The 23,201-nt window shown below is 60.0% G+C and carries 19 protein-coding genes; 16 read left to right on the top strand and 3 right to left on the bottom strand.

Annotated elements, in window-relative coordinates; all coding sequences use genetic code 11:
- Positions 1–297: 297 nt before the first annotated feature.
- Genes cysS through BOA8489_RS01205 form a run of 3 tightly spaced genes read left to right on the top strand, consistent with a single transcriptional unit; the run spans position 298 to position 4,083 of the window.
- Complete coding sequence (cysS, locus tag BOA8489_RS01195; RefSeq protein WP_093972147.1) at positions 298–1,653, top strand: cysteine--tRNA ligase; 1,356 nt, start codon at positions 298–300, stop codon at positions 1,651–1,653.
- Positions 1,650–3,275 (top strand): citramalate synthase, encoded by a 1,626-nt coding sequence (cimA, locus tag BOA8489_RS01200; RefSeq protein ID WP_093972148.1) that lies wholly within the window; start codon positions 1,650–1,652, stop codon positions 3,273–3,275. Before cysS ends, cimA begins: the two co-directional genes overlap by 4 nt.
- 49 nt (positions 3,276–3,324) lie before the next feature.
- Positions 3,325–4,083 (top strand): squalene/phytoene synthase family protein, encoded by a 759-nt coding sequence (locus BOA8489_RS01205; protein ID WP_093972149.1) that lies wholly within the window; start codon positions 3,325–3,327, stop codon positions 4,081–4,083.
- A 71-nt stretch (positions 4,084–4,154) separates the two neighbouring features.
- On the opposite strand, the gene BOA8489_RS01210 is transcribed toward BOA8489_RS01205, so the two are convergent.
- The gene (locus tag BOA8489_RS01210) at positions 4,155–5,369 is read right to left on the bottom strand and encodes an MFS transporter (protein ID WP_093972150.1); all 1,215 of its coding nucleotides are present in this window, start codon (positions 5,367–5,369) and stop codon (positions 4,155–4,157) included.
- A 156-nt stretch (positions 5,370–5,525) separates the two neighbouring features.
- Between BOA8489_RS01210 and cobK the strand changes: the two genes are divergently transcribed.
- The 5 genes from cobK (at position 5,526) to BOA8489_RS01235 (ending at position 9,267) form a co-directional block, all read left to right on the top strand.
- Positions 5,526–6,335, top strand: coding sequence for a precorrin-6A reductase (gene cobK, locus BOA8489_RS01215; protein WP_141138206.1), 810 nt, complete (start codon positions 5,526–5,528; stop codon positions 6,333–6,335).
- Positions 6,332–6,973: a DNA-3-methyladenine glycosylase family protein gene (locus BOA8489_RS01220; RefSeq protein WP_093972476.1), complete on the top strand. Its 642-nt coding sequence runs from the start codon at positions 6,332–6,334 to the stop codon at positions 6,971–6,973. The genes cobK and BOA8489_RS01220 overlap by 4 nt, the downstream gene beginning before the upstream one ends.
- Positions 6,970–7,635 carry an alpha/beta hydrolase gene (locus BOA8489_RS01225; RefSeq protein ID WP_093972152.1) on the top strand — a complete coding sequence of 222 codons (666 nt, stop codon included), beginning with the start codon at positions 6,970–6,972 and terminating at the stop codon, positions 7,633–7,635. Before BOA8489_RS01220 ends, BOA8489_RS01225 begins: the two co-directional genes overlap by 4 nt.
- Before the next feature lie 131 nt (positions 7,636–7,766).
- Positions 7,767–8,495 (top strand): GGDEF domain-containing protein, encoded by a 729-nt coding sequence (locus BOA8489_RS01230; protein ID WP_176440169.1) that lies wholly within the window; start codon positions 7,767–7,769, stop codon positions 8,493–8,495.
- A gap of 187 nt (positions 8,496–8,682) precedes the next feature.
- Positions 8,683–9,267 carry an HNH endonuclease gene (locus BOA8489_RS01235; protein WP_093972154.1) on the top strand — a complete coding sequence of 195 codons (585 nt, stop codon included), beginning with the start codon at positions 8,683–8,685 and terminating at the stop codon, positions 9,265–9,267.
- A gap of 7 nt (positions 9,268–9,274) precedes the next feature.
- Here the strand turns inward: BOA8489_RS01235 and BOA8489_RS01240 are convergent, their stop codons facing one another.
- On the bottom strand, positions 9,275–10,228 hold the full coding sequence (locus BOA8489_RS01240) for a radical SAM protein (RefSeq protein ID WP_093972477.1): 954 nt from the start codon (positions 10,226–10,228) through the stop codon (positions 9,275–9,277).
- Positions 10,229–10,418: 190 nt separating this feature from the next.
- On the opposite strand from BOA8489_RS01240, the gene zwf reads away from it, so the two are divergent.
- Genes zwf through pgi form a run of 3 tightly spaced genes read left to right on the top strand, consistent with a single transcriptional unit; the run spans position 10,419 to position 14,199 of the window.
- Positions 10,419–11,879: a glucose-6-phosphate dehydrogenase gene (zwf, locus tag BOA8489_RS01245; RefSeq protein WP_093972155.1), complete on the top strand. Its 1,461-nt coding sequence runs from the start codon at positions 10,419–10,421 to the stop codon at positions 11,877–11,879.
- Positions 11,880–11,906: 27 nt separating this feature from the next.
- Entirely contained in the window at positions 11,907–12,572 is a 666-nt protein-coding gene (pgl, locus tag BOA8489_RS01250; protein WP_093972156.1) for a 6-phosphogluconolactonase, read from the top strand.
- A gap of 19 nt (positions 12,573–12,591) precedes the next feature.
- Positions 12,592–14,199 (top strand): glucose-6-phosphate isomerase, encoded by a 1,608-nt coding sequence (gene pgi, locus BOA8489_RS01255; RefSeq protein ID WP_093972157.1) that lies wholly within the window; start codon positions 12,592–12,594, stop codon positions 14,197–14,199.
- Between the two features lie 24 nt (positions 14,200–14,223).
- On the opposite strand, the gene BOA8489_RS01260 is transcribed toward pgi, so the two are convergent.
- Positions 14,224–14,820 carry an invasion associated locus B family protein gene (locus BOA8489_RS01260; RefSeq protein ID WP_176440170.1) on the bottom strand — a complete coding sequence of 199 codons (597 nt, stop codon included), beginning with the start codon at positions 14,818–14,820 and terminating at the stop codon, positions 14,224–14,226.
- Between the two features lie 479 nt (positions 14,821–15,299).
- On the opposite strand from BOA8489_RS01260, the gene BOA8489_RS01265 reads away from it, so the two are divergent.
- From BOA8489_RS01265 to purL, 5 genes are all read left to right on the top strand, one after another.
- Positions 15,300–16,826 (top strand): helicase HerA-like domain-containing protein, encoded by a 1,527-nt coding sequence (locus BOA8489_RS01265; protein WP_370807046.1) that lies wholly within the window; start codon positions 15,300–15,302, stop codon positions 16,824–16,826.
- A gap of 61 nt (positions 16,827–16,887) precedes the next feature.
- The gene (locus BOA8489_RS01270; RefSeq protein WP_093972478.1) at positions 16,888–17,481 is read left to right on the top strand and encodes a hypothetical protein; all 594 of its coding nucleotides are present in this window, start codon (positions 16,888–16,890) and stop codon (positions 17,479–17,481) included.
- A gap of 102 nt (positions 17,482–17,583) precedes the next feature.
- Positions 17,584–20,382: a DNA polymerase I gene (polA, locus tag BOA8489_RS01275; protein WP_093972160.1), complete on the top strand. Its 2,799-nt coding sequence runs from the start codon at positions 17,584–17,586 to the stop codon at positions 20,380–20,382.
- A 103-nt stretch (positions 20,383–20,485) separates the two neighbouring features.
- Complete coding sequence (locus tag BOA8489_RS01280) at positions 20,486–20,917, top strand: ACT domain-containing protein (protein WP_093972161.1); 432 nt, start codon at positions 20,486–20,488, stop codon at positions 20,915–20,917.
- 108 nt (positions 20,918–21,025) lie between these two features.
- Positions 21,026–23,185 (top strand): phosphoribosylformylglycinamidine synthase subunit PurL, encoded by a 2,160-nt coding sequence (gene purL / locus BOA8489_RS01285; RefSeq protein WP_093972162.1) that lies wholly within the window; start codon positions 21,026–21,028, stop codon positions 23,183–23,185.
- The last annotated feature ends 16 nt before the right edge of the window (positions 23,186–23,201 follow it).

The following is a 23,201-nucleotide window of genomic DNA, read 5'->3' on the forward strand; positions in this document are numbered from 1 at the left end:
AGCTTGTCATCGCGGTCTTCAATTTCAGTGATGCATCCCGCTTCACCCTTTCGAAAATACCACGGGGTGAGGCCCACAGGGCCGAGGGGCAGAGCCCCTGAAGACTCCTCGCACGTGAAAAACCTTTGCAAAGCGACCCCTTGCCCCCTAAGAAGGCAGCATGACCCGGACCCGCATCATAAACGGCTGTATTATTATCGCCTGACATTCGTCGCGCGGCCCGGTCCTCTTTTCTCTTCATCTTGACCTTGGTAAAGCCCGCGCGGGATCGCTCCACGCCCCGAAGGACTTCTGCCCATGACCAAGATCACGCTCTACAACACAGCCAACCGCCAAAAAGAGCCGTTTCAGCCGATCGATCCGGACAATGTGCGGATGTATGTCTGTGGCCCCACGGTCTATGACCGGGCGCATCTGGGCAATGCGCGTCCCGTCGTGGTGTTTGACATGCTGTTCCGGCTCTTGCGCCACGTCTACGGTGCCGACCACGTTACTTATGTGCGCAATTTCACGGATGTGGACGACAAGATAAACGCCCGCGCCGCCGAGAGTGGCCGGTCGATCCGCCAGATCACAGACGAGACCAGCCAGTGGTATCTTGACGATATGGCAGCACTTGGCACGCTGGAACCCACCCATATGCCGCGCGCAACCGAATGGATCGCGCAGATGGTGGCGATGATCGAAGGGCTGATCGCACGCGGCCATGCTTATGAGACCGAGGGCCATGTCCTGTTTCGTGTACGGTCCTACAAGAACTATGGCGCGCTGTCGGGCCGGTCGGTGGATGACATGATCGCGGGCGCACGGGTCGAAGTCGCGCCCTACAAGGAAGACCCGATGGATTTCGTCCTGTGGAAGCCGTCCAATGCCGAGACACCGGGCTGGGACAGCCCATGGGGCAGGGGTCGGCCCGGCTGGCACATCGAATGCTCGGCCATGTCGTATGAGCTGTTGGGCGAGACTTTCGACATCCACGGCGGCGGCAACGACCTTCAATTCCCGCACCACGAAAACGAGATCGCGCAATCGCGCTGCATGGGGCATGGCTTTGCCCGCGTCTGGCTGCACAACGAGATGTTGCAGGTCGAGGGCAAAAAGATGTCCAAGTCTCTGGGCAACTTCTTCACGGTACGTGATCTGCTGGACCGGGGTGTTCCGGGCGAGGTGATCCGCTTCGTGTTCCTGTCGACGCATTACCGCAAGCCGATGGACTGGACGGAAAAGAAGCGGGAGGAGGGCGAAGCCACGCTTCGCAAGTGGTATCGGATGGTCAAGGACGGCGGCACGGTGTCGGAAGACATCATTTCTGCTCTTGGCGACGATCTGAATACGCACGGCGCACTGGCGGTACTCCACCGCGCAGCGTCCGATGAGGACGGTGCAGGTTTGAAATCCGGGTTACAGTTTCTGGGCCTGATGGGCGACACCGTCCCTGCCTGGGCGATCGAAGGGCATGACGACTTGGCCGATCTTGCGCGCCTGTTGGAAAACACGCGCACCGCCGCGATGAAAACCAAGGACTTCTCCGAAGTCGACCGCCTGAAGGCGGCCCTTGCGGCCGCAGGCGTCGAAGTGCGCATGTCCAAGTCCGGCGTTGACCTTTTGCCAGCCGAAGGCTTCGATCCCACCAAACTGGAGGCTCTGAAATGACCCGGATCCGTCTCTCCCTTTTCGACACCACGCTGCGCGACGGGCAGCAAACCCAGGGCGTCCAGTTCTCGGCGGATGAAAAAACCCAGATCGCAAAAGCGCTTGATGCCCTTGGTGTGGACTACATCGAAGGCGGCTGGCCCGGTGCGAACCCGACCGACAGCGCGTTCTTCGAAACGCGTCCACAGACGCGCGCCACCTTCACTGCCTTTGGCATGACCAAGCGTGCGGGACGGTCTGCGGCGAACGACGAAGTCCTTGCCGGAGTCCTGAACGCCAACACGCCAGCGGTCTGTATCGTCGGCAAGACCCACGACTTCCACGTCGACACAGCCCTCGGGATCACTCTTGAAGAAAACCTTACCAATATCTCCGAGAGTATCGCCCATCTCGTCGCCGAAGGTCGCGAGGCCCTGTTTGACGCCGAGCACTTCTTCGACGGCTACAAGGCCAACCCCACGTATGCGCTTGCGTGCCTGCAGGCCGCCTACAAGGCGGGGGCGCGCTGGGTCGTGCTTTGCGACACCAACGGCGGCACGCTGCCTTCTGAAATCGGCGCAATCACAGCCCGCGTGATCGAAAGCGGCATCCCCGGGGATCATCTGGGGATCCACACGCATGACGACACCGGAAACGCCGTGGCAGGCACACTGGCAGCCGTGGATGCAGGCGCGCGCCAGATCCAGGGCACTCTGAACGGTCTTGGCGAACGCTGCGGCAACGCAAACCTAGTGACTCTGGTCCCGACGCTGTTGTTGAAGGAACCTTACGCCAGCACATTCGAAACCGGCGTGCCTGAAACGGCGCTGAAGACGCTCACGCGCACGTCCAGGATGCTGGACGATATCCTGAACCGCGTGCCACAACGCGCGGCCCCCTATGTGGGCGCGTCGGCTTTTGCTCACAAGGCGGGCCTGCACGCCAGTGCCATCGTGAAAGACCCCACCACTTACGAACACATCGCCCCCGAAGCCGTGGGCAACACGCGCATCGTGCCGATGTCAAATCAGGCCGGACAGTCGAACCTCATGCAGCGTTTGTCCGATATGGGGATCGAGGCGGAAAAGGGCGACCCGGCGCTCTCGCGCATTCTGGATGCGGTGAAGCAGCGCGAAACCGATGGCTATGCCTATGACAGCGCGCAGGCCAGCTTCGAGCTTCTGGCGCGCCGCGAACTGGACGTCGCGCCCGACTATTTCGAAGTCGAACGTTATCGCGTCATCTCCGAGCGCCGCCGCAATGCACGCGGTGAAATCGTGGTGGAATCCGAGGCCGTGGTCACGGTGTCGACCCGGGACGGTTCGCGCACGAGTTTCTTCAAGAACGAACACGCTCAGGACATTCAGGACGACGGCCCGGTGAACGCGCTGTGGCAAGCGCTGAAAAGCGATCTCGGCCCGCACCAGAGCAAGATCGAGGACATGCGCCTGACTGACTTCCGCGTGCGGATCACCCAGGGCGGCACCGAAGCCGTGACTCGCGTGATCATCGATTTCGCGGACAATCAGGGGCGCGCATGGGCGACAGTGGGCGTGTCTGCAAACATTGTCGATGCCGCGTTTGAGGCCTTGGTCGATGCGATCAACTGGAAGCTTCTGCGCGACGATGCGACCGTGAAATGAGCGCCGCTCCCGACCAGAAGGAAACGCCACTGCGCGTCGCGGTGCGGTCATGACCCTGCAAGCCTGCGCTGACATCGTCCAGCGCGGCGATCCGGACCGTTTCGCTGCCGCAATGGTTGCACCCGTCGACGCGCGCCGTGTCCTGTTCCCGCTCTACGCCTTCAACGTCGAGGTAGCCCGTGCCCCCTGGGTCACCGAAGAACCGATGATCGCCGAAATGCGACTGCAATGGTGGCGCGACGCGCTGGAGGAAATCGCGAAAGGCAAAAAGGTACGCAAACATGAGGTAACCACCCCACTCGCCGACGTGCTACACGCGCCACTTGCCGAGACTCTCGATCGGCTTGTTCAGGCAAGGCGCTGGGATATCTACCGCGACGCTTTCGACGACACGGACCACTTTGATCACTATTTGAAAATGACCGGCGGCCTGCTCATGTGGACATGCGCACATGTGTTGGGTGCTGGGATCAATACAACCGACCGGATATTCGCTCTGGGCAAGGCCACAGCACTCGTGCGGTTCCTCAAAGCTGTCCCGGCGCTGGAAAAACGCGGGCGCATCCCCCTGGTCGATGGTCGCCCCGAAAAAATCGCGGCCCTCGCCACAACCGCGCTCGAAAACCTTCCGAACATGCAGCATCTCAAGGCCGCCGTTCCAAAACCTGCCCGCGGCGCCCTTATCGAGGCATGGGAAACCCAAGCTCTGCTCCACCAAATCGCCCGCAACCCCTCTCGTGTGGCCGCCGGGGCAATAGGCCTCTCAGAATTCAGAAAACGTGCCCGCCTGGCCCGCTGGGCACTCTGACCGCTTCTTCTTCTGTTTGAAAATATCCCCGCCGGAGGCACCGCGCAGACGTAGTCTGCGCAAACCAAAGGTCACTCCGCCGGCGCCGATCTGGGCTTGGGGCGCATGACCAGCCAGATCAACGATCCACCCGCCAGCACCAGAAACGGCGCCATGGCGATATTGACGGCGCGCCAGCCTTCCACTGCATCTCCGCCAAGGCAATTCGTCAATCCGCCCGACGACAACGAGGCCAGCGTCACACAGCCCATGACGATCATGTCGTTCATTCCCTGCACCCGACCTCGCTCGGCGACCGAATGCGCATGGGACAACATGGTCGTCGCTCCGATGAACCCGAAATTCCACCCAAGTCCAAGCAGGATCAGCGCCACATAGAAATTCGACAACTCCGTGCCCGACAAGGCCACCGCTCCGGCGCCAGTCAGGATCAGCAACCCGACCGCGACGATTCTTTCCGCACCGAAGCGCGCAACCAGATGTCCGGTGAAAAACGACGGCGCAAACATCGCCAGCACATGCCCCGAAACAATATCAGCAGCGTCGTTGGTCGTGAAGCCGCAGCCGACAACCGCCAGCGGCGTCGAGGTCATCACCAGGTTCATCAAGGCATAGGCCACCATTGCGCAGGTGATCGATACCGCGATGCGCGGATCGCGGAGCAACTGCCGTCTGGTGCGCCCCAAAACTTCGTCCGCCGCCTGTCTGACGGGCGCCGGCACGTCCAGAAACAAGAAAAGCACCGCGCCGATAAGGTTCAGCACGATGATCGCGATGTAGGTTCCAAGGAACGGCACCACCATGGCATCGGAGGTGAATTTCACCAGTTGCGGGCCGATAACGGCCGAAAACAACCCGCCCGCCATCACATAGCTGATCGCCTTGGGGCGGTAGGCGTCAGACGCCACATCCGTGGCCGCAAAGCGGTAAAAGCCCTGCGCCGACATATAGACGCCCGTCAGGATGGACCCGCCCAGAAACAGCCAGAAGTTCGCGTAAAACAGACCGATGGCACCGATCACCGCGCCAAGTGCGCCGCCGAAGGCGCCGACGAAAAACCCGGCTGTGCGACCATAGCGCTGCATGAAAGTCGATATGGGCGTTGCCGTCAGCATCGACCCCAGCACGATCATCGAGATAGGCAGCGTCGCCAGACAGATATTCGGCGCCAGCGTGGTGCCGGCCAGACCACCGATAATGAAGATCATCGGAAGTTGCGCGCCCAGAATGGCCTGTGCCGCAACGAGCACCGTCACATTGCGCCGGGCGCGTCTATCATCTGTCATACTCGTCATGGGTTCGGATTACGCGGCCCGTCGCGGCCCCACAAGAGAGCAATCATCACTTTCCATTTCGAACTCCGGCGGCGCGCGTCAAATTAAAGTGGAAAAACGAAAACACCGGACTATCTTTTGCGTTGTTATCTCGAATTGAGCCTGCACATGACCGGCGAATTCCACGCGTTTGCTGCCAAAACGTCCTTGCCCTATGTGGAAAACGTGTCGCGCCAACGCAAGACACGTGTACTGTTACTGGCGGGAACGGCCGAGGCGCGCAATATCGCCTCCGCGCTCAGTCGCGAGCCTTACATCGTGATGACCGTTTCGCTTGCCCGCCCCGAGCGCGTCCCCCATCAGTTCGGCTGGCCGGTCCGCATCGGGGGTTGGGGCGGCTCCGAGGCCTACCGCCACTGGCTGATCCGCGAAGGGATAGACGCGGTGATCGACGCCACCCATCCCTTCGCCACCGAGATGAGCCAGCGCACCGCGAAGATCGCGCCCGAGCTTGGTATCTCTGCGGTACGCTTCATGCGCCCGGCGTGGTTGCCGACCAAGAACGACAACTGGACGTTCCTGAACGTACCCGAGGAAGCCGCCGCGCACATTCCTGAGAACGCGACCGTCTTTCTTGCGACCGGGCGCCGTGATCTGGACCGGTTTGCAAACCTCGATCAACGCCGCATCCTGTGTCGGGTGCGCGACACGCCACAAAGCACGATCCCGTTTCAAAACGGCCAGTTCGTCGTTACACGCGGCCCGGTCACCGTGAACGACGAGATCGACCACTTCGACGAATTGAAAGTCGACTGGATCGTCACGCGCAATTCCGGCGGGCACGGTGGCTGGCCCAAGCTCGAGGCCGCGCGCGCCTTGGGGCTTCCGGTTGCGGTGCTGCGCCGCCCGCCGCCCGTCGAAATGGTCAAGATCTCCACCGTGGCAGAACTGCTCCAATGGGTCAGGAGGCGGCGATGAGCACACCTGAAATCGGACGTGTCATCACCTCGCGCGCCTGTGTCGACGAAGGCGCGGCATGGCTTGCGACGCAGGACGCGCGTTTCGCGCAGGCCCTGAAGCGCACCGGGCCCTTGCCGCTGCGGCTGCGCAAGGACGGGTTCGCCGCTCTCTTGGGGGCCATCGTCAGCCAGCAGGTCTCGGTCGCGTCGGCTAGGGCGATCTGGTCCCGTCTCGCGGACGCCAGGCTGACCGGGCCGCGCAAGATCATGCGCGCCAGCAACGACGAGCTGCGCGCCTGCGGCATGTCGCGGCAGAAAATCCGCTACGCGCGCGAACTGGCGGCGGCAGGGATCCGGTTTGGCGCGTTGCGCGATCAACCCACCGAAAAGGTTATCGAAACCCTGATCGTGGTGCCTGGTATCGGGCGCTGGACGGCCGAGATTTATGCGATGTTCTCGCTTGGACGCGCGGACGTCTTTGCCCCCGGTGATCTGGCGCTTCAGGAAGCCGCGCGCAGTCTGTTCGATCTGGACGCGCGCCCCACCGAAAAAGAGCTGCGAGGCATGTCGCAGGACTGGTCACCCTGGCGTGGCGTTGCAGCCCGCCTGCTTTGGGCCTACTACCACGTTGAAAAGGAACGTGAAGGCATAAGATGAGCGAAGATCTCGATTTCAAACGGCGCGGCTCGACCTCTGGCGATGACAGTTCGGTGGTGATGTTTCTCCACGGCTATGGCGCCGACGGCAATGACCTTTTGGGGCTGGCCGAACCACTGGCCCCACATATGCCGGACACGGTCTTCATTGCGCCCAACGCGCCGGATCGCTCGATGGCGAACCCAATGGGATTTCAGTGGTTTCCGATCCCCTGGATCGACGGATCCAGCGAAGCTGCGGCAGGCGAAGGTTTGTTGCAGGCCGCCCGCCGGCTTGATGCGTTCATTGATAAAGTGCTGGCAGATGAAGGTCTTGGCCCGGACCGTCTGATCCTGTTCGGATTCAGCCAGGGCACGATGATGAGCCTTCACGTCGCCCCAAGGCGCGCGGATCCGGTTGCCGGCATCGTAGGGTTTTCGGGGCGTCTTATGATGGCGGATGCTCTGGCGCACGAAACACTAAGCCGCCCGCCGGTCTTGTTGATTCACGGCGACGCCGATGACGTGGTGCCCTTTGGCGAGATGCAGGCCGCGGCCAATGCGTTGCAGGAGGCCGAATTCGACGTCTATGGCCATGTAATGCAGGGCACCGGACATGGGATCGCGCCAGATGGTCTGAGCGTTGCGCTGACTTTCATGAGGAACTTCCTGCAAATCGCTTAGGTCGTTTTTCGATAAAATCCTATGCATTGAAATGTATCGCAGCCGGGGTTCATTAACCGGCTGCAAACCTTTCGTCGCCTAATTCGTGGCTTATGCGACCTGAAAAATACCTGGACCGAATACTCACATTTGTGACCCCGAAAGACGGCATCAACTTCCTTTCCAAAGCCGTGCTGGTCAACGCTGCGGTGGTGTTGGCCTTCTTCCAGATCGAAATCCTGGTGCATGACGCGGACACGCACCATGCGGCAGAACATGTTTTGGCGACCTTGATCCTTTCTGTTCCGTTCAGCCTGATTGCGTTGGCCGCGATCTGGTATCTCAACACATTGCGAAGGGATCTTGCAAAGCTGGCGGCGACTGATTTGCTGACCGGCTTGTCAAACCGCCGTGCGTTCATGTCAGCGTCGGAAAACGCCACTTCCCAGTCGCGCGGCATCATGATGATGATCGATCTCGACCATTTCAAGCAGATCAACGATACTTACGGCCACACGGTCGGCGATGACTGTTTGCGCGCCATGGCGGATGTCTTGCGCGAACAGGTTCGAACCAACGATGTGGTCGGCAGGCTTGGCGGCGAGGAATTTGGCGTGTTTCTGGTGGATGCCCCGATGGAAGCGGCCCAACAAATCGGAGAGCGGATCTGTGCCGGCGCGTCTCTGACCCTTTCGCAAGCGGACCGTGACGTAAAGGTTACGGCCTCGATCGGAGCGGTCGAGATGCCGCAATTCGAAGACATCGAAGCAATGCTGACGCTTGCCGATATGGCGATGTACCAGGCAAAGAACGCGGGCCGCGGGTGTCTTGTGTTTTGGGAAAAGGGGGTCACGGCACGGGCGCAGGCTGAATGCGTTTGAGACCCTGGGCCGCTGGCTGACGCGGCGGTTCATCCTCCTGTCATATTTCCTCACCAACGCTTTCACCATGCCGTGCTATTGTGGGGCTTGCGTGATTGCGGCCCCTATATATAGTCGAAGTTGAGGCCCGAGGCGGATCATATGCGCTTTGGGTGAAACCGGACATGGGTCAGAGGTGAGCGGAAGAATGGACGGAGACTTCAGAACGAGTTTTGTGCGAGAACCTGGGTGCCTGCGTCACAAGCCCGCTTTGGTACTGAACGCGGATTATCGACCCCTGTCATATTATCCGTTGTCGCTCTGGCCCTGGCAGGAGGCGATAAAGGCGGTGTATCTCGATCGGGTACAGATCGTCGCGGAATACGAAGACGTCGTGCGAAGTCCGTCGGTCGAGATCAAAATCCCGTCGGTCGTTGTTCTGAAAGACTATATCCAACCCCAAAAGCGCGTGGCCTTCACGCGCTTTAATCTTTTCTTGAGGGACGAATTCTGTTGCCAGTATTGCGGCGCGCGCGGCGATCTGACGTTCGATCACGTGGTGCCACGCGCCCGCGGCGGCGTCACAAGCTGGGAAAACGTCGTGGCGGCCTGTTCGCGGTGCAACCTGAAAAAGGGCTCGAAATCGATCCGGCAGGTCGGGATGGCCTTGCGCAAACCGCCAAGACGGCCCGCAGCGGAAGAATTGCGCAATCAGGGACGCAAATTCCCGCCGAACCACCTGCACGACACATGGCTGGATTTCCTTTACTGGGACGCCGAACTGGAAGCCTGACGAAAGATCACGCGGAGCAACTCGCCCCACCCAGAACGCAGAATTTCGTACAATGGGGATGGTTCAGCCGGACGGATGTCTCGGCCTCTTCCAGCGTTGCTCCCAGCTCGAACTCGGCGTCGTAGGGCAACAACGTGCAAGCAACTACCGCCGGTTTTTCTGCTCCGCGCCGCTTGACCACCATCCGCGACGACGCGCACATCACACTGGTTGATGAAATGTCGAGGATATCCCAACAAGCCGTTGTAATCTCGGGAACATCCGCGTTTTCGTCCATCTCGGGAAACAACACGGTCTGACCGGGATCGGCAGCCGAGATCTCGAAGCCCTCGCGCTTGAAAAGGGCGGCATACCCGGCACGTGATTCCGCCTCGCTCTCGCCCCAGACCGTGCGACCGGCAACCGCCATGCGTATTCCGGCATCGCGCAACCAGCGCATACCCGTCAGGGTCTTTTCAAACGCCCCCTCGCCACGCTCGGTGTCGTGATGTTTTGCGGACGAGTGATCGACCGAAATGCGCAACGTCAGCTTGCCCGGATACGCCTGAGACAGCGCGATCAGCCCGTTTTGCATTGACTTGCGCATCATCGGACGCATCGCATTGGTCAGGATCAGCACGTCGTAGCCCCGTTCAAGCGACCGCCGGGTGATTTCGATCATTTCGGGGTTCATGAACGGCTCGCCGCCAGTAAACGCGATCTCGCGCAGTTTCCAGCGGCGATCCTCAAGCTGGTCCAGATAGTCCGTGACCTCGTCTGCGGTAATGTAAACCAGACGGTCATTGGAGGGTGACGACTGGATATAGCAGTTCACGCATTCGATATTGCAAAGCGTGCCCGTGTTGAACCAGAGCGTTTCAGGGTTCGAAAAGGCGACAACTGCACGTTCCTCGCCCTTGGCGGTGGTGAACGGGTCACTGAATTTCGCAACAGGGCTCGTGGAGGCAATTTGATCTTTCATGTCATCCATCGGTTTGAGGCTGAGGACTACCTATTCGGAATTTCTTCGCTCATAAAGCGTGCTGTTCATAACGTGATGGACTTGTGATGATTTCGTGTGCATCTGGACTTGGCCGCGCGTTCGGAGTATCGCGGGACAACTGTTGCCGTTAGCGGTAACAACGCTTCGCGAATCCGGGAAGGAGAATCTCATGGTATCGCGCGTCATTCCGGTCGACGACTTCGACCTCGTGATTTTCGGAGGCACGGGCGATCTGGCGCGCCGCAAGATCCTGCCCGGCCTGTTTCGTCGTTTTTGTTCAGGTCAGATGCCCGCGCAATCGCGCATTATCGGGGCTGCGCGGTCTGAATTGTCAGACGCCGCGTTTCGCCGGGACATCAAGGCGGCACTCGAAGAATTCCTGCCCAAGGACAGCTTTTCGGCGAAAGAGGTCAAAGCGTTTCTCGACCAGTTGCATTACGTGCGGATCGACGCAACGGGAACCGAAGGCTGGGGCGCGCTGAAAAAGCTTGTGCGCAACGACAAAGACACGATCCAGGCGTTCTATTTCTCGGTCGCGCCAAGCCTGTTCGGAGATCTTGCTGAACGCCTTCACACAAACAAGATCGCAGGGCCCGGCGCGCGTATCGTCGTAGAAAAACCGTTTGGACGCGACCTTGGAAGCGCCAAGAAACTGAACTCGACGCTGCGCGATCATTTCGACGAAAGCCAGATTTACCGGATCGATCATTATCTCGGTAAAGAAACCGTTCAGAACCTCATGGCTGTGAGGTTCGGCAACATGCTGTTCGAACCGCTATGGAACGCGCAATACGTCGATCATGTTCAGATCACCGTGGCCGAAACCGTGGGTGTCGGGGGCAGGGGAGCCTATTACGACAAATCCGGCGCGATGCGCGATATGGTGCAAAACCATCTGATGCAGTTGTTGTGTCTGATTGCGATGGAACCGCCTTCACATTTCGATCCCGACGCGGTGCGTGACGAAAAGCTCAAGGTGATCCGCGCTCTGGATCCGCCCAAGCGCGATGATATCGTCCGCGGTCAATACGAATCAGCCACCGATGGCAAAGGCTATCTGGAAGAGGTCGAGAGCAACGACAGCATCACTGAAAGTTTCATTGCGATGAAACTGGCCATTTCGAACTGGAGATGGGCAGGCGTGCCGTTTTATCTGCGCACGGGCAAGCGGATGAAAGCACGGACTTCCGAGATCTCGATCGTGTTCAAAGAGACTCCGCACTCGATCTTCGACAAGGACAGCGGGCGTCATCGCAACATTCTGTCGATCCGGTTGCAGCCAAACGAGGGCATCACGCTTGGTGTGACGATCAAGGAGCCGGGACCGGGGGGCATGCGGCTTGTTGATGTGCCGCTGGATATGACCTTTGCGGACGCGCTTGGCCCAGAAGCCGAAGGTGTCCCGGACGCTTATGAGCGGTTGATCATGGATGTGATCCGCGGAAACCAGACGTTGTTCATGCGCGGCGACGAGGTGGAAGCGGCCTGGAGCTGGACGGACCCGATCATTGAGGACTGGACAAGGCGGGGCGAGCGACCGAAACCTTATGATGTGGGAACAACCGGCCCGGAAGACGCCGCTGTGCTGATGCACCGCGAGGGGCGTCGCTGGCTGGATATCAAGGCCTGACAGAACCGCAGGCCGGAAAGGCGCGTTATGCATCTGGAAACATACCCTGACTCTGAAATGATGATGATGGACCTTGCGAACCGGATCGCAGGGGAGCTCAAAAACAGCCTCTTCGAGCATCCCTGGGTCTCACTTGTGGTTCCGGGTGGCACGACGCCGGGACCGATGTTCGACGCGTTGTCGGCTGCCGATCTGGACTGGTCACGTGTGCATGTCTTGCTGTCCGACGAGCGTCGTGTGCCGGCCGATCACCCCCGCTCGAACGAACGTCTTGTGCGAGAGCGGTTGTTGACGGGTCGGGCATCGGCGGCGAAATTCGTACGCCTTGTACCCGAAACCGATGCCGATTGGGCAAATGTCCGCGCGCGACTGGACGCAGAACTGCCGATCTCGGTTCTGCTGCTCGGGATGGGCGCGGACATGCACACGGCCTCGCTCTTTCCCGGCGCGCCCGAGTTGGGCGACGCCCTCGCGCAGAACGCGCCGTCCTTGATGGCGATCACACCGCCGGACGGCGATCTTGAACCGCGTCTGACGCTGAGTGCCCGCGTTCTGAAGGGCGCAATGACCACGCATGTCTTGATCACAGGCGACGAGAAACGCGCCAGTGTCGAGCGTGCCCGCAAACTTTCCCCAAAAGAGGCTCCGATCGCGGCTGTTCTTGGCAGCGCAACCGTGCATTGGGCCCCGTAACCGCCCGCAAGAGGACGAGATGGACTTCACGAACCTGAAATCGGCGGCCAAGTCTGCCGCGAAAACGCCTATTCTGAACCGTTTCGACGACCCAGACCGCGCACGCGCCTTCTCGGTGTCGGCGGGCGATCTGCTATTCGATTACTCAAAGACGTCCATTGACTCGACGGGTCGGCAGGCTCTGATCGATCTGTTTGAACGCGCCGACGTCGCCTCCCGCCGGGACGCGATGTTCAGCGGTGAAGCCATCAACGAAACCGAAGGCCGGGCCGTGCTTCACACCGCCTTGCGCAATCTCGATGGCGGTCCGGTGATGGTTGGCGGTGTCGATGTGATGCCCGGCGTTCTGGCGACTCTCAAGCGCATGGAAACCTTTGCCAATGACGTGCGCGAAGGGCGCTTCAAGGGCGAGGGCGGTCAGATCACGGATGTGGTCAATATCGGTATCGGGGGCTCTGACCTTGGACCTGCCATGGCGACGCTAGCTCTTGCGCCTTATCACGACGGACCCAGATGCCATTATGTATCGAACGTCGATGCCGCGCATATTGCCGACACGCTTCGGAGTCTGGATGCGCGCACCACGCTGGTCGTCGTCGCCTCCAAGACCTTCACAACGATTGAAACCATGACCAACGCCGCGACGGCAAAAGCCTGGATGAGCGAGAGCGTCGCGCATCCGGCGGCACAGTTCGCTGCACTTTCGACTGCGGCCGACAAGACCGGCGCCTTCGGGATCGACCCCGAGCGCGTCTTCGGATTCGAGGATTGGGTCGGCGGGCGCTATTCCATGTGGGGCCCGATTGGCTTGGCTCTGATGATTGCCACGGGCCCAGAAAGCTTCCGCGCGTTCCTGAAGGGTGGCGCATGGATGGATCAGCATTTCCAAGTAGCGGCGCCGCAGGAAAACCTCCCGGTGATGCTGGCGCTCACCGGTATCTGGCACAATCAGGGTCTGGACCACGCCACCCGCGCGGTGCTGCCCTATGAGCAGCGCTTATCGCGCCTCCCGGCCTATCTCCAGCAGCTTGAAATGGAGAGCAACGGCAAGAGCACGGCGATGGGCGGCACGACCCTCACGGACAATTCCGGCCCCATTGTCTGGGGCGAGCCGGGGACCAATGGTCAACATGCGTTCTATCAGCTGATCCATCAGGGCACGCGAGTGGTGCCGTGTGAATTCATGGTCGCAGCACAGGGTTTCGAGGCGGATCTGGCGCATCAGCACAGACTTCTTGTCGCCAATTGTCTGGCACAATCCGAGGCCCTCATGCGGGGGCGTACGCTGGACGAAGCACGCGCCATCGTTGCGGACAAGTTCGAAGGCGCCGAACTGGAACGCCAGGCGGCGCACCGCGTTTTCCCTGGAAACCGCCCCTCCACGACCCTTGTCTATCCAAAGCTGACGCCCTTCGTGCTGGGCCAAATCATTGCACTTTACGAACACCGCGTGTTCGTCGAAGGCGCGATCCTCGGCATCAACTCCTATGACCAGTGGGGTGTCGAGCTTGGTAAGGAACTGGCCAAGGCGTTGGAACCCGTGGTCGCAGGCGAGGTCGGAACCGACGGAAAAGACGGCTCAACCGCGCAACTTGTGCAAGCCGTCCAGCGGATGTCGGGGGAGTAATGCACGCCCCCGATCTCGCAGCGGCTAGCGCAGACCTGCGCGGGTCATCATTTCTTCAAAGGACGCCGTGAACCCCGAAAGCGACATCGTCAGGTTAACCGTCTGGTCCGGTGCCAAAGCAGGGACGATTGTGATCGTGCCTTTCGCGCCGCGCTTGAATTCGGCCACTTCTTCGGGCGTGAAACCAAGCCGGGCGATGCAGCCCTCGGTGGAACAGAAACTGTAGGGATAGCGCCGCGCCTCGCCTTCATCCACCACAAGACGCAGGTCGGCGGTCAACAGGGTTTCCAGAGGCGTGATGATGGTGGCGCCCGCTTCGGCCGGGCTGCCGGGAGGTATCGCGAAAAGGTTCACTTCGGCCACTGCCTGTCCGGTGCTATCGAGCAAAAGCTGGTACATCTGGCAACGGTCGCGACCATTTTCAAGACGCAGGCAACGCAACTCCCAATCCGAATATGTGCCGGCGACAAAAGTCGCTCCGGGCGCGGGTTCGCCGGTGTCGGAGCCGGGCGCCTCGGCCTCGGCGGTTTCGGTTTCACCCGTCTCGGCCGTCTGAGCGTACGCCGTGCCATAAAGACCAGCCGCCAAAACAAAGCACATCAATTTCAATAGGTTCGTCATGTTTTCTCCCATGCGGAAACCGCTTTTCCAGCGAGGCTTATCACGGACGTTCCACCATGTCAGCGCCCGAGGTCTGCGGCGGCAAAGCTTCGCCGTCACGTTCTTGTCAGGACCGGTTCTGTCGGGATTTCCGCACGCGCCGCGATACATAAAAAAGCAGGACCTGAAGCTCAGGCCCTGCTTTTCTTTTCTCCCTGCCGGACTGGCCGACTTATTTATTGAGCGAAAGCTATTGCAGCAGAGTGGCCCCGTCAACTGTCAACTTATCACTTTTTTTCGACGTCTACTGCGAGGCCTTGCAAGACGGCAAAAAGAGACCGTGCTTTTGACGGCGCGGCCAGTCGACAGGGAGGAAGTGTCCAAAATCGCGCGATTGCGCTTTCAGAACCGGTTCACTTTGGCACATAAAGGTTAACAAGTTATTCTGCCTGCGAACGCAGGGATCAAAGCGAGGGCAACAGGTGTCAGACACGATTTTCATGGGCGGCGGCGGCGAAGATTACGCGACATATCAGGGCCTCTTGCTGAAATATGCCAACCGGCACGGATTGGTCGCGGGCGCGACGGGAACGGGCAAAACGGTGACGCTTCAGATCATGGCCGAGAGCTTTGCATCCGAGGGCGTTCCGGTGTTCCTGTCGGACGTGAAGGGCGACCTCTCCGGGTTGGCGCGCTCGGGCAGCGAGACATTCAAGCTGCATGACGCCTTCACCAAACGCGCGGGCATCATCGGTTTCGACGATTACAGCTACGGCGCGTTTCCGGTCACCTTCTGGGATCTCTTTGGCGAACAGGGTCATCCAATTCGCACGACGGTCAGCGAAATGGGGCCGCTCTTGCTGTCACGTTTGCTGGAACTGACTGACGCCCAGGAAGGTGTACTGAACATCGCCGTTAGGGTCGCTGACGAAGAGGGGATGCCGCTTCTTGACCTGAAAGATCTGCAGGCGATGCTGGTCTGGCTTGGCGAGAATCGCGGGGAATTATCCTTGCGCTATGGCAATATCTCGACCGCTTCGATCGGGGCCATCCAGCGCCAGCTTCTGGTGCTGGAGAATCAGGGGGGCACAAATTTCTTCGGTGAGCCCGCGCTTGAGCTGACCGATATCATGCGCACCGATATCGACGGACGCGGGCGCATCAATATTCTGGCCGCCGACAAGTTAATGGGCTCGCCACGGCTTTATGCGACGTCACTTCTTTGGCTGTTGTCGGAACTGTTCGAGGAGCTCCCCGAGGTCGGTGATCCCGACAAACCGCGTCTGGTGTTCTTTTTCGACGAAGCGCATTTGCTGTTCGATGATGCCCCGAAAGCACTGGTCGACAAGGTAGAGCAGGTGGCGCGGCTGATCCGCTCGAAGGGGGTGGGTGTCTACTTTGTGACCCAGAACCCTTCGGATGTGCCGGAAGACATTTTGGGCCAGCTTGGCAACCGGATCCAGCACGCGTTGCGTGCGTTTACCGCGCGGGATCGCAAACAGTTGAAGATGGCGGCGCAAACCTATCGCGACAACCCGCGCTTTTCGACCGAGGACGCGATCCGCGAAGTCGGCGTCGGCGAGGCCGTGACGTCGTTTCTGGAAGCAAAGGGCGCACCCGGCGTGGTGGAACGCACCTTGATCCGCCCGCCGTCCTCGCAGCTTGGGCCGATCACCTCCGCCGAGCGACGCGAGGTCATCAATGCCTCGCCCATCGCCGGAAAGTACGAGGCGAAGAAGGATCGCGAAAGTGCCTATGAGCTGTTGCGCGGACGCGCCGAAGAAGCTGCGAAAGCCGCAGAAGAGGCCGAACGGCAGGAAGCCGAAGCAAAGGAGGCGGAGAGCGCCTACAAGACCGGGCGGCGCTATGAAGGCGAACGCGTGGGCAGGTCGACGTCGCGCTCCAGCACGCGCTCGACGGGCGGATTTGGCGACGCTTTGACGAAGATGGTTGTCAAGGAATTGAAGGGCACGACCGGACGACGCATTGTGCGCGGCATTCTTGGTGGTCTATTCAAGGGCCGTTGAGGTGCGACTTGCAAAGGCACCTGGCAGAATTGGATATTTTTGCCAAAAAGAAAGGTTGAAAGTGTCGTTAATTCGAAGCGTGTTTCTGGGCCTTGCATTGGGCGTGCTGGCGGCTTGCGGGAGTTACGGACCAACGGATGTTTCGTCGCACGACGTGGCCAAGCTGGAAGCGGGGCTGTTGGCGCTGGGGCCAGAGGTCGATCCGGACGAAGCCGCGCGCGCGGCGCGCATTGCCTATGAATATACGGCCATTCTGGCGCGCGAGTATGAAATCGCGGATGCGCCGCTTGTCCATAATACCAAGGTAAATATGGGTCTGAAACCGCGGGGGCTGTGCTGGCATTGGGCCGAGGATATGGAGAACCGGCTGCTGAAGGAAAACTTTCAGACGCTCGATGTATTGCGCGCGATCGCGAATGCTGAAAGCGACTGGCTGATAGACCATTCGACGGCCCTGCTGGCGCCGCGTGGCGGCGGGCTTCGCGATGCGATGGTGCTTGACCCCTGGCGTTATGGAGGGCGGCTGGCTTGGGCGCCGGTGCCGGAAGACACGCGATATGACTGGGTGCCGCAAGAGGTCGTACATGCCCGCTGGCGGGCGGAGATCGCGGCGGGAAAGCGCGAAGCGCCTCCGGTTGGGGCGACGCTGAAATAGCCTAAACGGGCGATCAGTTTTGTACTCTGAGGCGGTCGCAGCCGTTGCGCCGACCCGCGCGTTGGGGCATCACTTGTCGCACAACAGGAAAAGGCGCGCGACATGGCATTTGGCAAGGGTCATCATCTGCATCTGATTGACGGGTCAGCGTTCATTTTCCGCGCCTATCATGCGCTGCCACCGCTGACGCGGAAGTCCGACGGATTGCCTGTGGGTGCCGTATCGGGTTTCGTGAACATGCTTTGGAAGACCGTTGAGGATAACAGGGGGCCGGACGCGCCGACCCACGCAGCGGTCGTTTTCGACAAGGGCAGCCACACCTTCCGCAACGATCTTTACGACCAGTACAAGGCCAATCGCGAGGCGATGCCGGAAGACCTGCGACCGCAGATACCGCTGACACGCGACGCCACGCGGGCCTTCAATATCGCGTGTCTTGAACAGGAAGGCTTTGAGGCCGACGACATCATCGCAACATTGGCGTGCCGCGCACGCGACGCCGGCGCGCGCGTGACGATCGTGTCCTCCGACAAGGACCTGATGCAATTGGTCGGCGACGGCGTGGATATGTTCGACGCCATGAAAAACCTGCGCATCGACAGCGACGGCGTGGTTGCCAAGTTCGGCGTGACGCCGGACAAAGTCGTCGATGTGCAGGCGTTGGCGGGCGACAGTGTTGATAACGTGCCAGGCGCGCCCGGCATCGGCGTAAAGACCGCTGCCCTTTTGATCAATGAATACGGTTCTCTGGAAGACCTTCTTGAGCGCGCCGACGAGATAAAGCAGCCAAAGCGGCGTCAGACGCTGATCGACAATGCCGACCAAATTATGCTTTCCAAGAAACTTGTGACGCTCGATTGCGACATGGACCTCGATTATGCGCTGGACTCGCTTGAGGTGAAGGAACCGATTGCCGACGAGCTTCTGGGGTTTCTGACCGAGATGGAGTTTCGCACCGTCACGCGTCGCATCGCCGAAGCCCTGAATGTCGAGGTGCCGGTCATTCCTGAAGAGGAAAGCTCCGCCACATCACCGAGTGATCCGCCAGAAGCCATTCCGTTCGATGCAACCGGGTACACCAAGGTAAACGATATCAAGGCCTTGGAGGAATGGATAGCGCGCGCTCATGCGCGGGGCTATGTGGCGGTCGACACCGAAACCACCGCTTTGAACGAGATGACGGCCGAGCTTGTCGGTATATCGATGTGCATCGAGCCGGGGCAGGCGTGTTACATCCCGCTGACCCACAAGGCCTCTGCGGCCGACGATCTGTTCGGATCAAACGAGCTTGCGGACGACCAATTGGATTTGGAGGACGTGTTGGCGCTGTTGCGGCCGATGCTGGAAGATCCTTCGGTTCTGAAAATCGGTCAGAACATGAAGTACGACGCCAAGATTTTCGCTCGCTACGGCGTCAGTGTCGCTCCGATCGACGACACGATGTTAATGTCCTATGCGATGCATGCGGGCCTTCATAATCACGGGATGGACCTTCTTTCCGAGCGCTACCTCGGGCACCATCCCATTGAAATCAAATCTCTTCTGGGCAGCGGCAAGGCCCAGATCACCTTTGACCGGGTCGCCGTGGACGACGCGGTAAAGTACGCCGCCGAGGACGCGGATATCACGCTGCGGCTTTGGCAGGCGTTCAAGCCTGAACTGCACAAGAAGCACGTGACGACCGTCTATGAAACGCTGGAACGCCCCCTGGTTGGCGTGCTTGCGGACATGGAAATGACAGGCATCAAGGTCGACCGAGAGGTCCTTTCGAAGATGTCCAACGCCTTTGCGCAGAAAATGGCACAGTTAGAAGACGAAATCCACGCGCTTGCCGGGCACAGCTTCAATGTCGGCAGCCCCGCTCAAGTCGGCGAGATACTCTTTGAAACCATGGGCTTGTCCGGCGGTAAAAAGGGCAAGAACGGCAAGTATTCGACACCCGCGGATGTGCTGGAAGATCTGGCGACCGAGCATGAGTTACCGGGCCGTGTTCTGGACTGGCGCCAGATCCAGAAGCTTAAGTCGACCTACACGGACGCGCTTCAAGACCACATCAACACCGACACTGGCCGGGTTCACACGTCCTATTCGATTGCGGGGGCAAGCACAGGGCGGCTGGCCTCGACCGACCCGAACCTCCAGAACATCCCCGTGCGCAGTGAAGAAGGGCGGCGCATCCGTGAAGCCTTTATCGCAACGCCGGGGCATACGCTGGTCAGCCTCGACTATAGCCAGATCGAACTGCGCATCCTTGCTCATATTGCCGGGATCGATGCGCTGAAAGAAGCATTTCTCGAAGGTCAGGACATCCATGCCGCGACGGCCTCGGAGATGTTCAACGTCCCACTCGACGAGATGACGGCCGATGTGCGCCGACAGGCCAAAGCGATCAATTTCGGCGTGATCTACGGTATTTCCGGGTTCGGACTGGCGCGCAACTTGCGGATCCCGCGCGACGAAGCCCAGGGCTTTATCGACCGGTACTTCGAACGCTTCCCCGGCATCCGGGCTTATATGGACAACACCGTCACCTTCGCTAAAGAACACGGCTATGTGCAAACCTTGTTCGGGCGCAAAATCAACACGCCTGAGATCAACAATCGCGGACCACATGCAGGCTTCGCCAAGCGCGCTGCGATCAACGCGCCCATTCAGGGCACCGCCGCCGATGTCATCCGGCGGGCGATGATCCGTATGCCCGACGCCATTGCCAAACTTCCGGCAAAAATGCTGCTGCAGGTGCATGACGAACTGCTTTTCGAGGTTGAAGAGAGCGCGGCGGATGATCTGATCGCCGTCGCAAAAGACGTGATGGAGGGCGCTTCGATGCCTGCCGTCGATCTGACGGTACCGCTGACGGTCGATGCCGGAAAGGGGGCCAACTGGGCGAAAGCACACTAGGCACCCGCTCGTATTGGCGGATCATTTCATTACAACGACCGTTTTTTCTTGCGTCATCGCCGCGACATCGGCGTAATATATCAAATAATTCAAAGTGGTATTCATGACAGACGATTACTCCCCCGAGCGTGCCCTTCAGGAAAGCGTGGCCAGTCTGGCGCCTATCCTGCAGCCCGGAACATTTGTTTACTGCTCGATGCTGCATAATTCCGACTCGCGCGAGGCCATGTCCGTCGCGAGGGCCTACTTCGTCGAGGATCAGGGGGTTTCGCTGATTATCCCACGCACCGAAGCTGTGCGTCTTGGCCTCATTTTCGACCTCACGCTGCGCCAGATCACGCTGTTCGCCAATGTGCCGCCCGATGTGATCGGCGTGACGCGCGCAGCACTGCGCACGCTGGAAAAACGCGATATCCCGGCCAACGTTGTCTCAGCCGCGCACAGTGACCACCTGTTCGTGCCGACACGCCGCGCAGACGAAGCCGTTGAAGCCCTGCGGCAACTTCAGCAGCGCGCGGAAAAAAGCCTCAAATAGAGCCCGAGGCCCCGGCAAACCATCGCGGGGCGCGCTTTCGGACTTTCGCATTCGGCCCGCGTCTTTTAAGACATTGGCGAAATCTCCAGTGACCATCGAGGCTGCCCCATGACCGAGCCAACCATCACCGAAGACGTCATCGCGGCGCATGGCCTCACGCCGCAGGAATACGCCAACATCCTGCGCATTCTCAATCGCGCGCCCAGCTTTACCGAACTTGGGATTTTCTCGGCCATGTGGAACGAGCACTGCTCGTATAAGTCCTCGAAAAAGTGGCTGAGAACGCTTCCGACTGAAGGGCCTCAGGTCATTTGTGGACCCGGCGAGAACGCAGGCGTTGTCGATATCGGCGACGGACAAGCCGTTGTTTTTAAAATGGAAAGCCATAATCACCCCAGCTATATCGAACCCTATCAAGGTGCGGCCACCGGCGTTGGCGGTATCCTTCGGGACGTCTTCACCATGGGCGCGCGCCCGATCGCGGCGATGAATGCGCTGTCCTTCGGGGAAGTGACGCACCCAAAGACCAAGCGGCTTGTGGCGGGCGTCGTCGAAGGCGTCGGCGGCTATGGAAACCCGTTCGGCGTTCCGACCATCGGCGGCGAAGTCCGCTTTCATGCGGCCTACAACGGCAATTGTCTGGTCAACGCCTTTGCCGCCGGTCTGGCGGATGCCGACAAGATTTTCTACTCGGCCGCCTCGGGGATCGGAATGCCGGTCGTCTATCTGGGGGCCAAGACCGGGCGCGACGGGGTAGGTGGCGCGACGATGGCCTCGGCCGAATTCGACGACACGATCGAGGAAAAACGCCCCACGGTTCAGGTCGGCGATCCTTTCACCGAAAAGCGGCTTCTGGAAGCCACGCTCGAGCTTATGGCTTCGGGTTCGGTGATCTCCATTCAGGACATGGGCGCGGCCGGTCTGACCTGTTCGGCGGTCGAAATGGGCGACAAGGGCGGCTTGGGCATCAAGCTGAACCTGAACCTCGTGCCGGTGCGCGAAAAGGCCATGACGGCCTACGAAATGATGCTTTCGGAAAGCCAGGAGCGGATGCTCATGGTGCTGAAGCCCGAGAAGGAAGCCGAAGCAAAAGCGATCTTCGACAAATGGGATCTCGATTTTGCCATCGTCGGTGAAACCATCGCCGAGGACCGCTTCCTGATCGTACACAACGACACAATCATGGCCGATCTGCCGCTCTCGAAACTGGCCTCGACGGCGCCGGAATACGATCGCCCCTGGGTCGAAACACCTGCCGCGGCACCTCTTGGCGACGTGCCGAAAATTGCGGCTATCGACGCGCTGAAGTCGCTGATCTCATCGCCGAATTACGCGCGCAAGCACTGGGTCTGGGAGCAATACGACAGTCAGGTCATGGCCGACACGGTGCAGGCCCCTGGCCTTGGGGCAGGGATTGTCCGCGTCCATGGCACCGATAAGATGCTGGCCTTCACGTCCGACGTAACGCCCCGCTATGTCAAAGCAAATCCGTTTGAAGGTGGGAAACAAGCCGTCGCCGAAGCCTATCGCAACCTCTGTGCCGTCGGCGCCAGACCGCTGGCGACAACCGACAATCTGAATTTCGGCAATCCAGAAAAGCCCGAGATCATGGGCCAGTTCGTCGGAGCAATCAAAGGCATCGGCGAAGCCTGTCTTGCCCTCGATACTCCTATCGTGTCCGGCAACGTTTCACTTTACAACGAAACCGACGGGCAGGGCATCCTGCCGACGCCAACCATCGGCGCAGTCGGGCTTATCACCACCCCGGATGCGCTTATCAGCGGCCTTCCGTCGGCGGGTGATTTCGCGGTCGTCCTCGGGGCCACCCAGGGTCACCTTGGGCAATCCGCGCTTCTAGCCGAGGCTTTCGGGCGTGAGGACGGAGATGCTCCCGTGGTTGATCTTGTCGCCGAACGCCGCAACGGCACGTTCCTGCGCGAAAACGGAGCGCTTGTAAGCGCGGCCACCGATCTCTCGGACGGCGGCCTTGCGCTGGCGGGCTTCGAAATGGCCGATGCGGCCAATGTTGGCCTGAGACTGGTCTCTGAAGAGATCGGCCAGCTCTTCGGCGAAGATCAGGCCCGCTACCTTGTCGCAGTACATCCCGATAATCTGGAAACCTTCCTGTCGCAGGCCAAGGTGGCTGGTGTGCCCGCCACCAATGCCGGCACATTCGGCGGTGACAAGATCACCCTCGGCGCGGAAAGCGCACCGCTTTCGACCTTGTCGCAAATCTATCGCTCTGCATTCGCTGAAAAACTCGCCTGATCCCAGTTCACCCTTT

Origin of the sequence: Boseongicola aestuarii (genome assembly GCF_900184815.1) — a bacterium.
Lineage (GTDB): Bacteria > Pseudomonadota > Alphaproteobacteria > Rhodobacterales > Rhodobacteraceae > Boseongicola > Boseongicola aestuarii.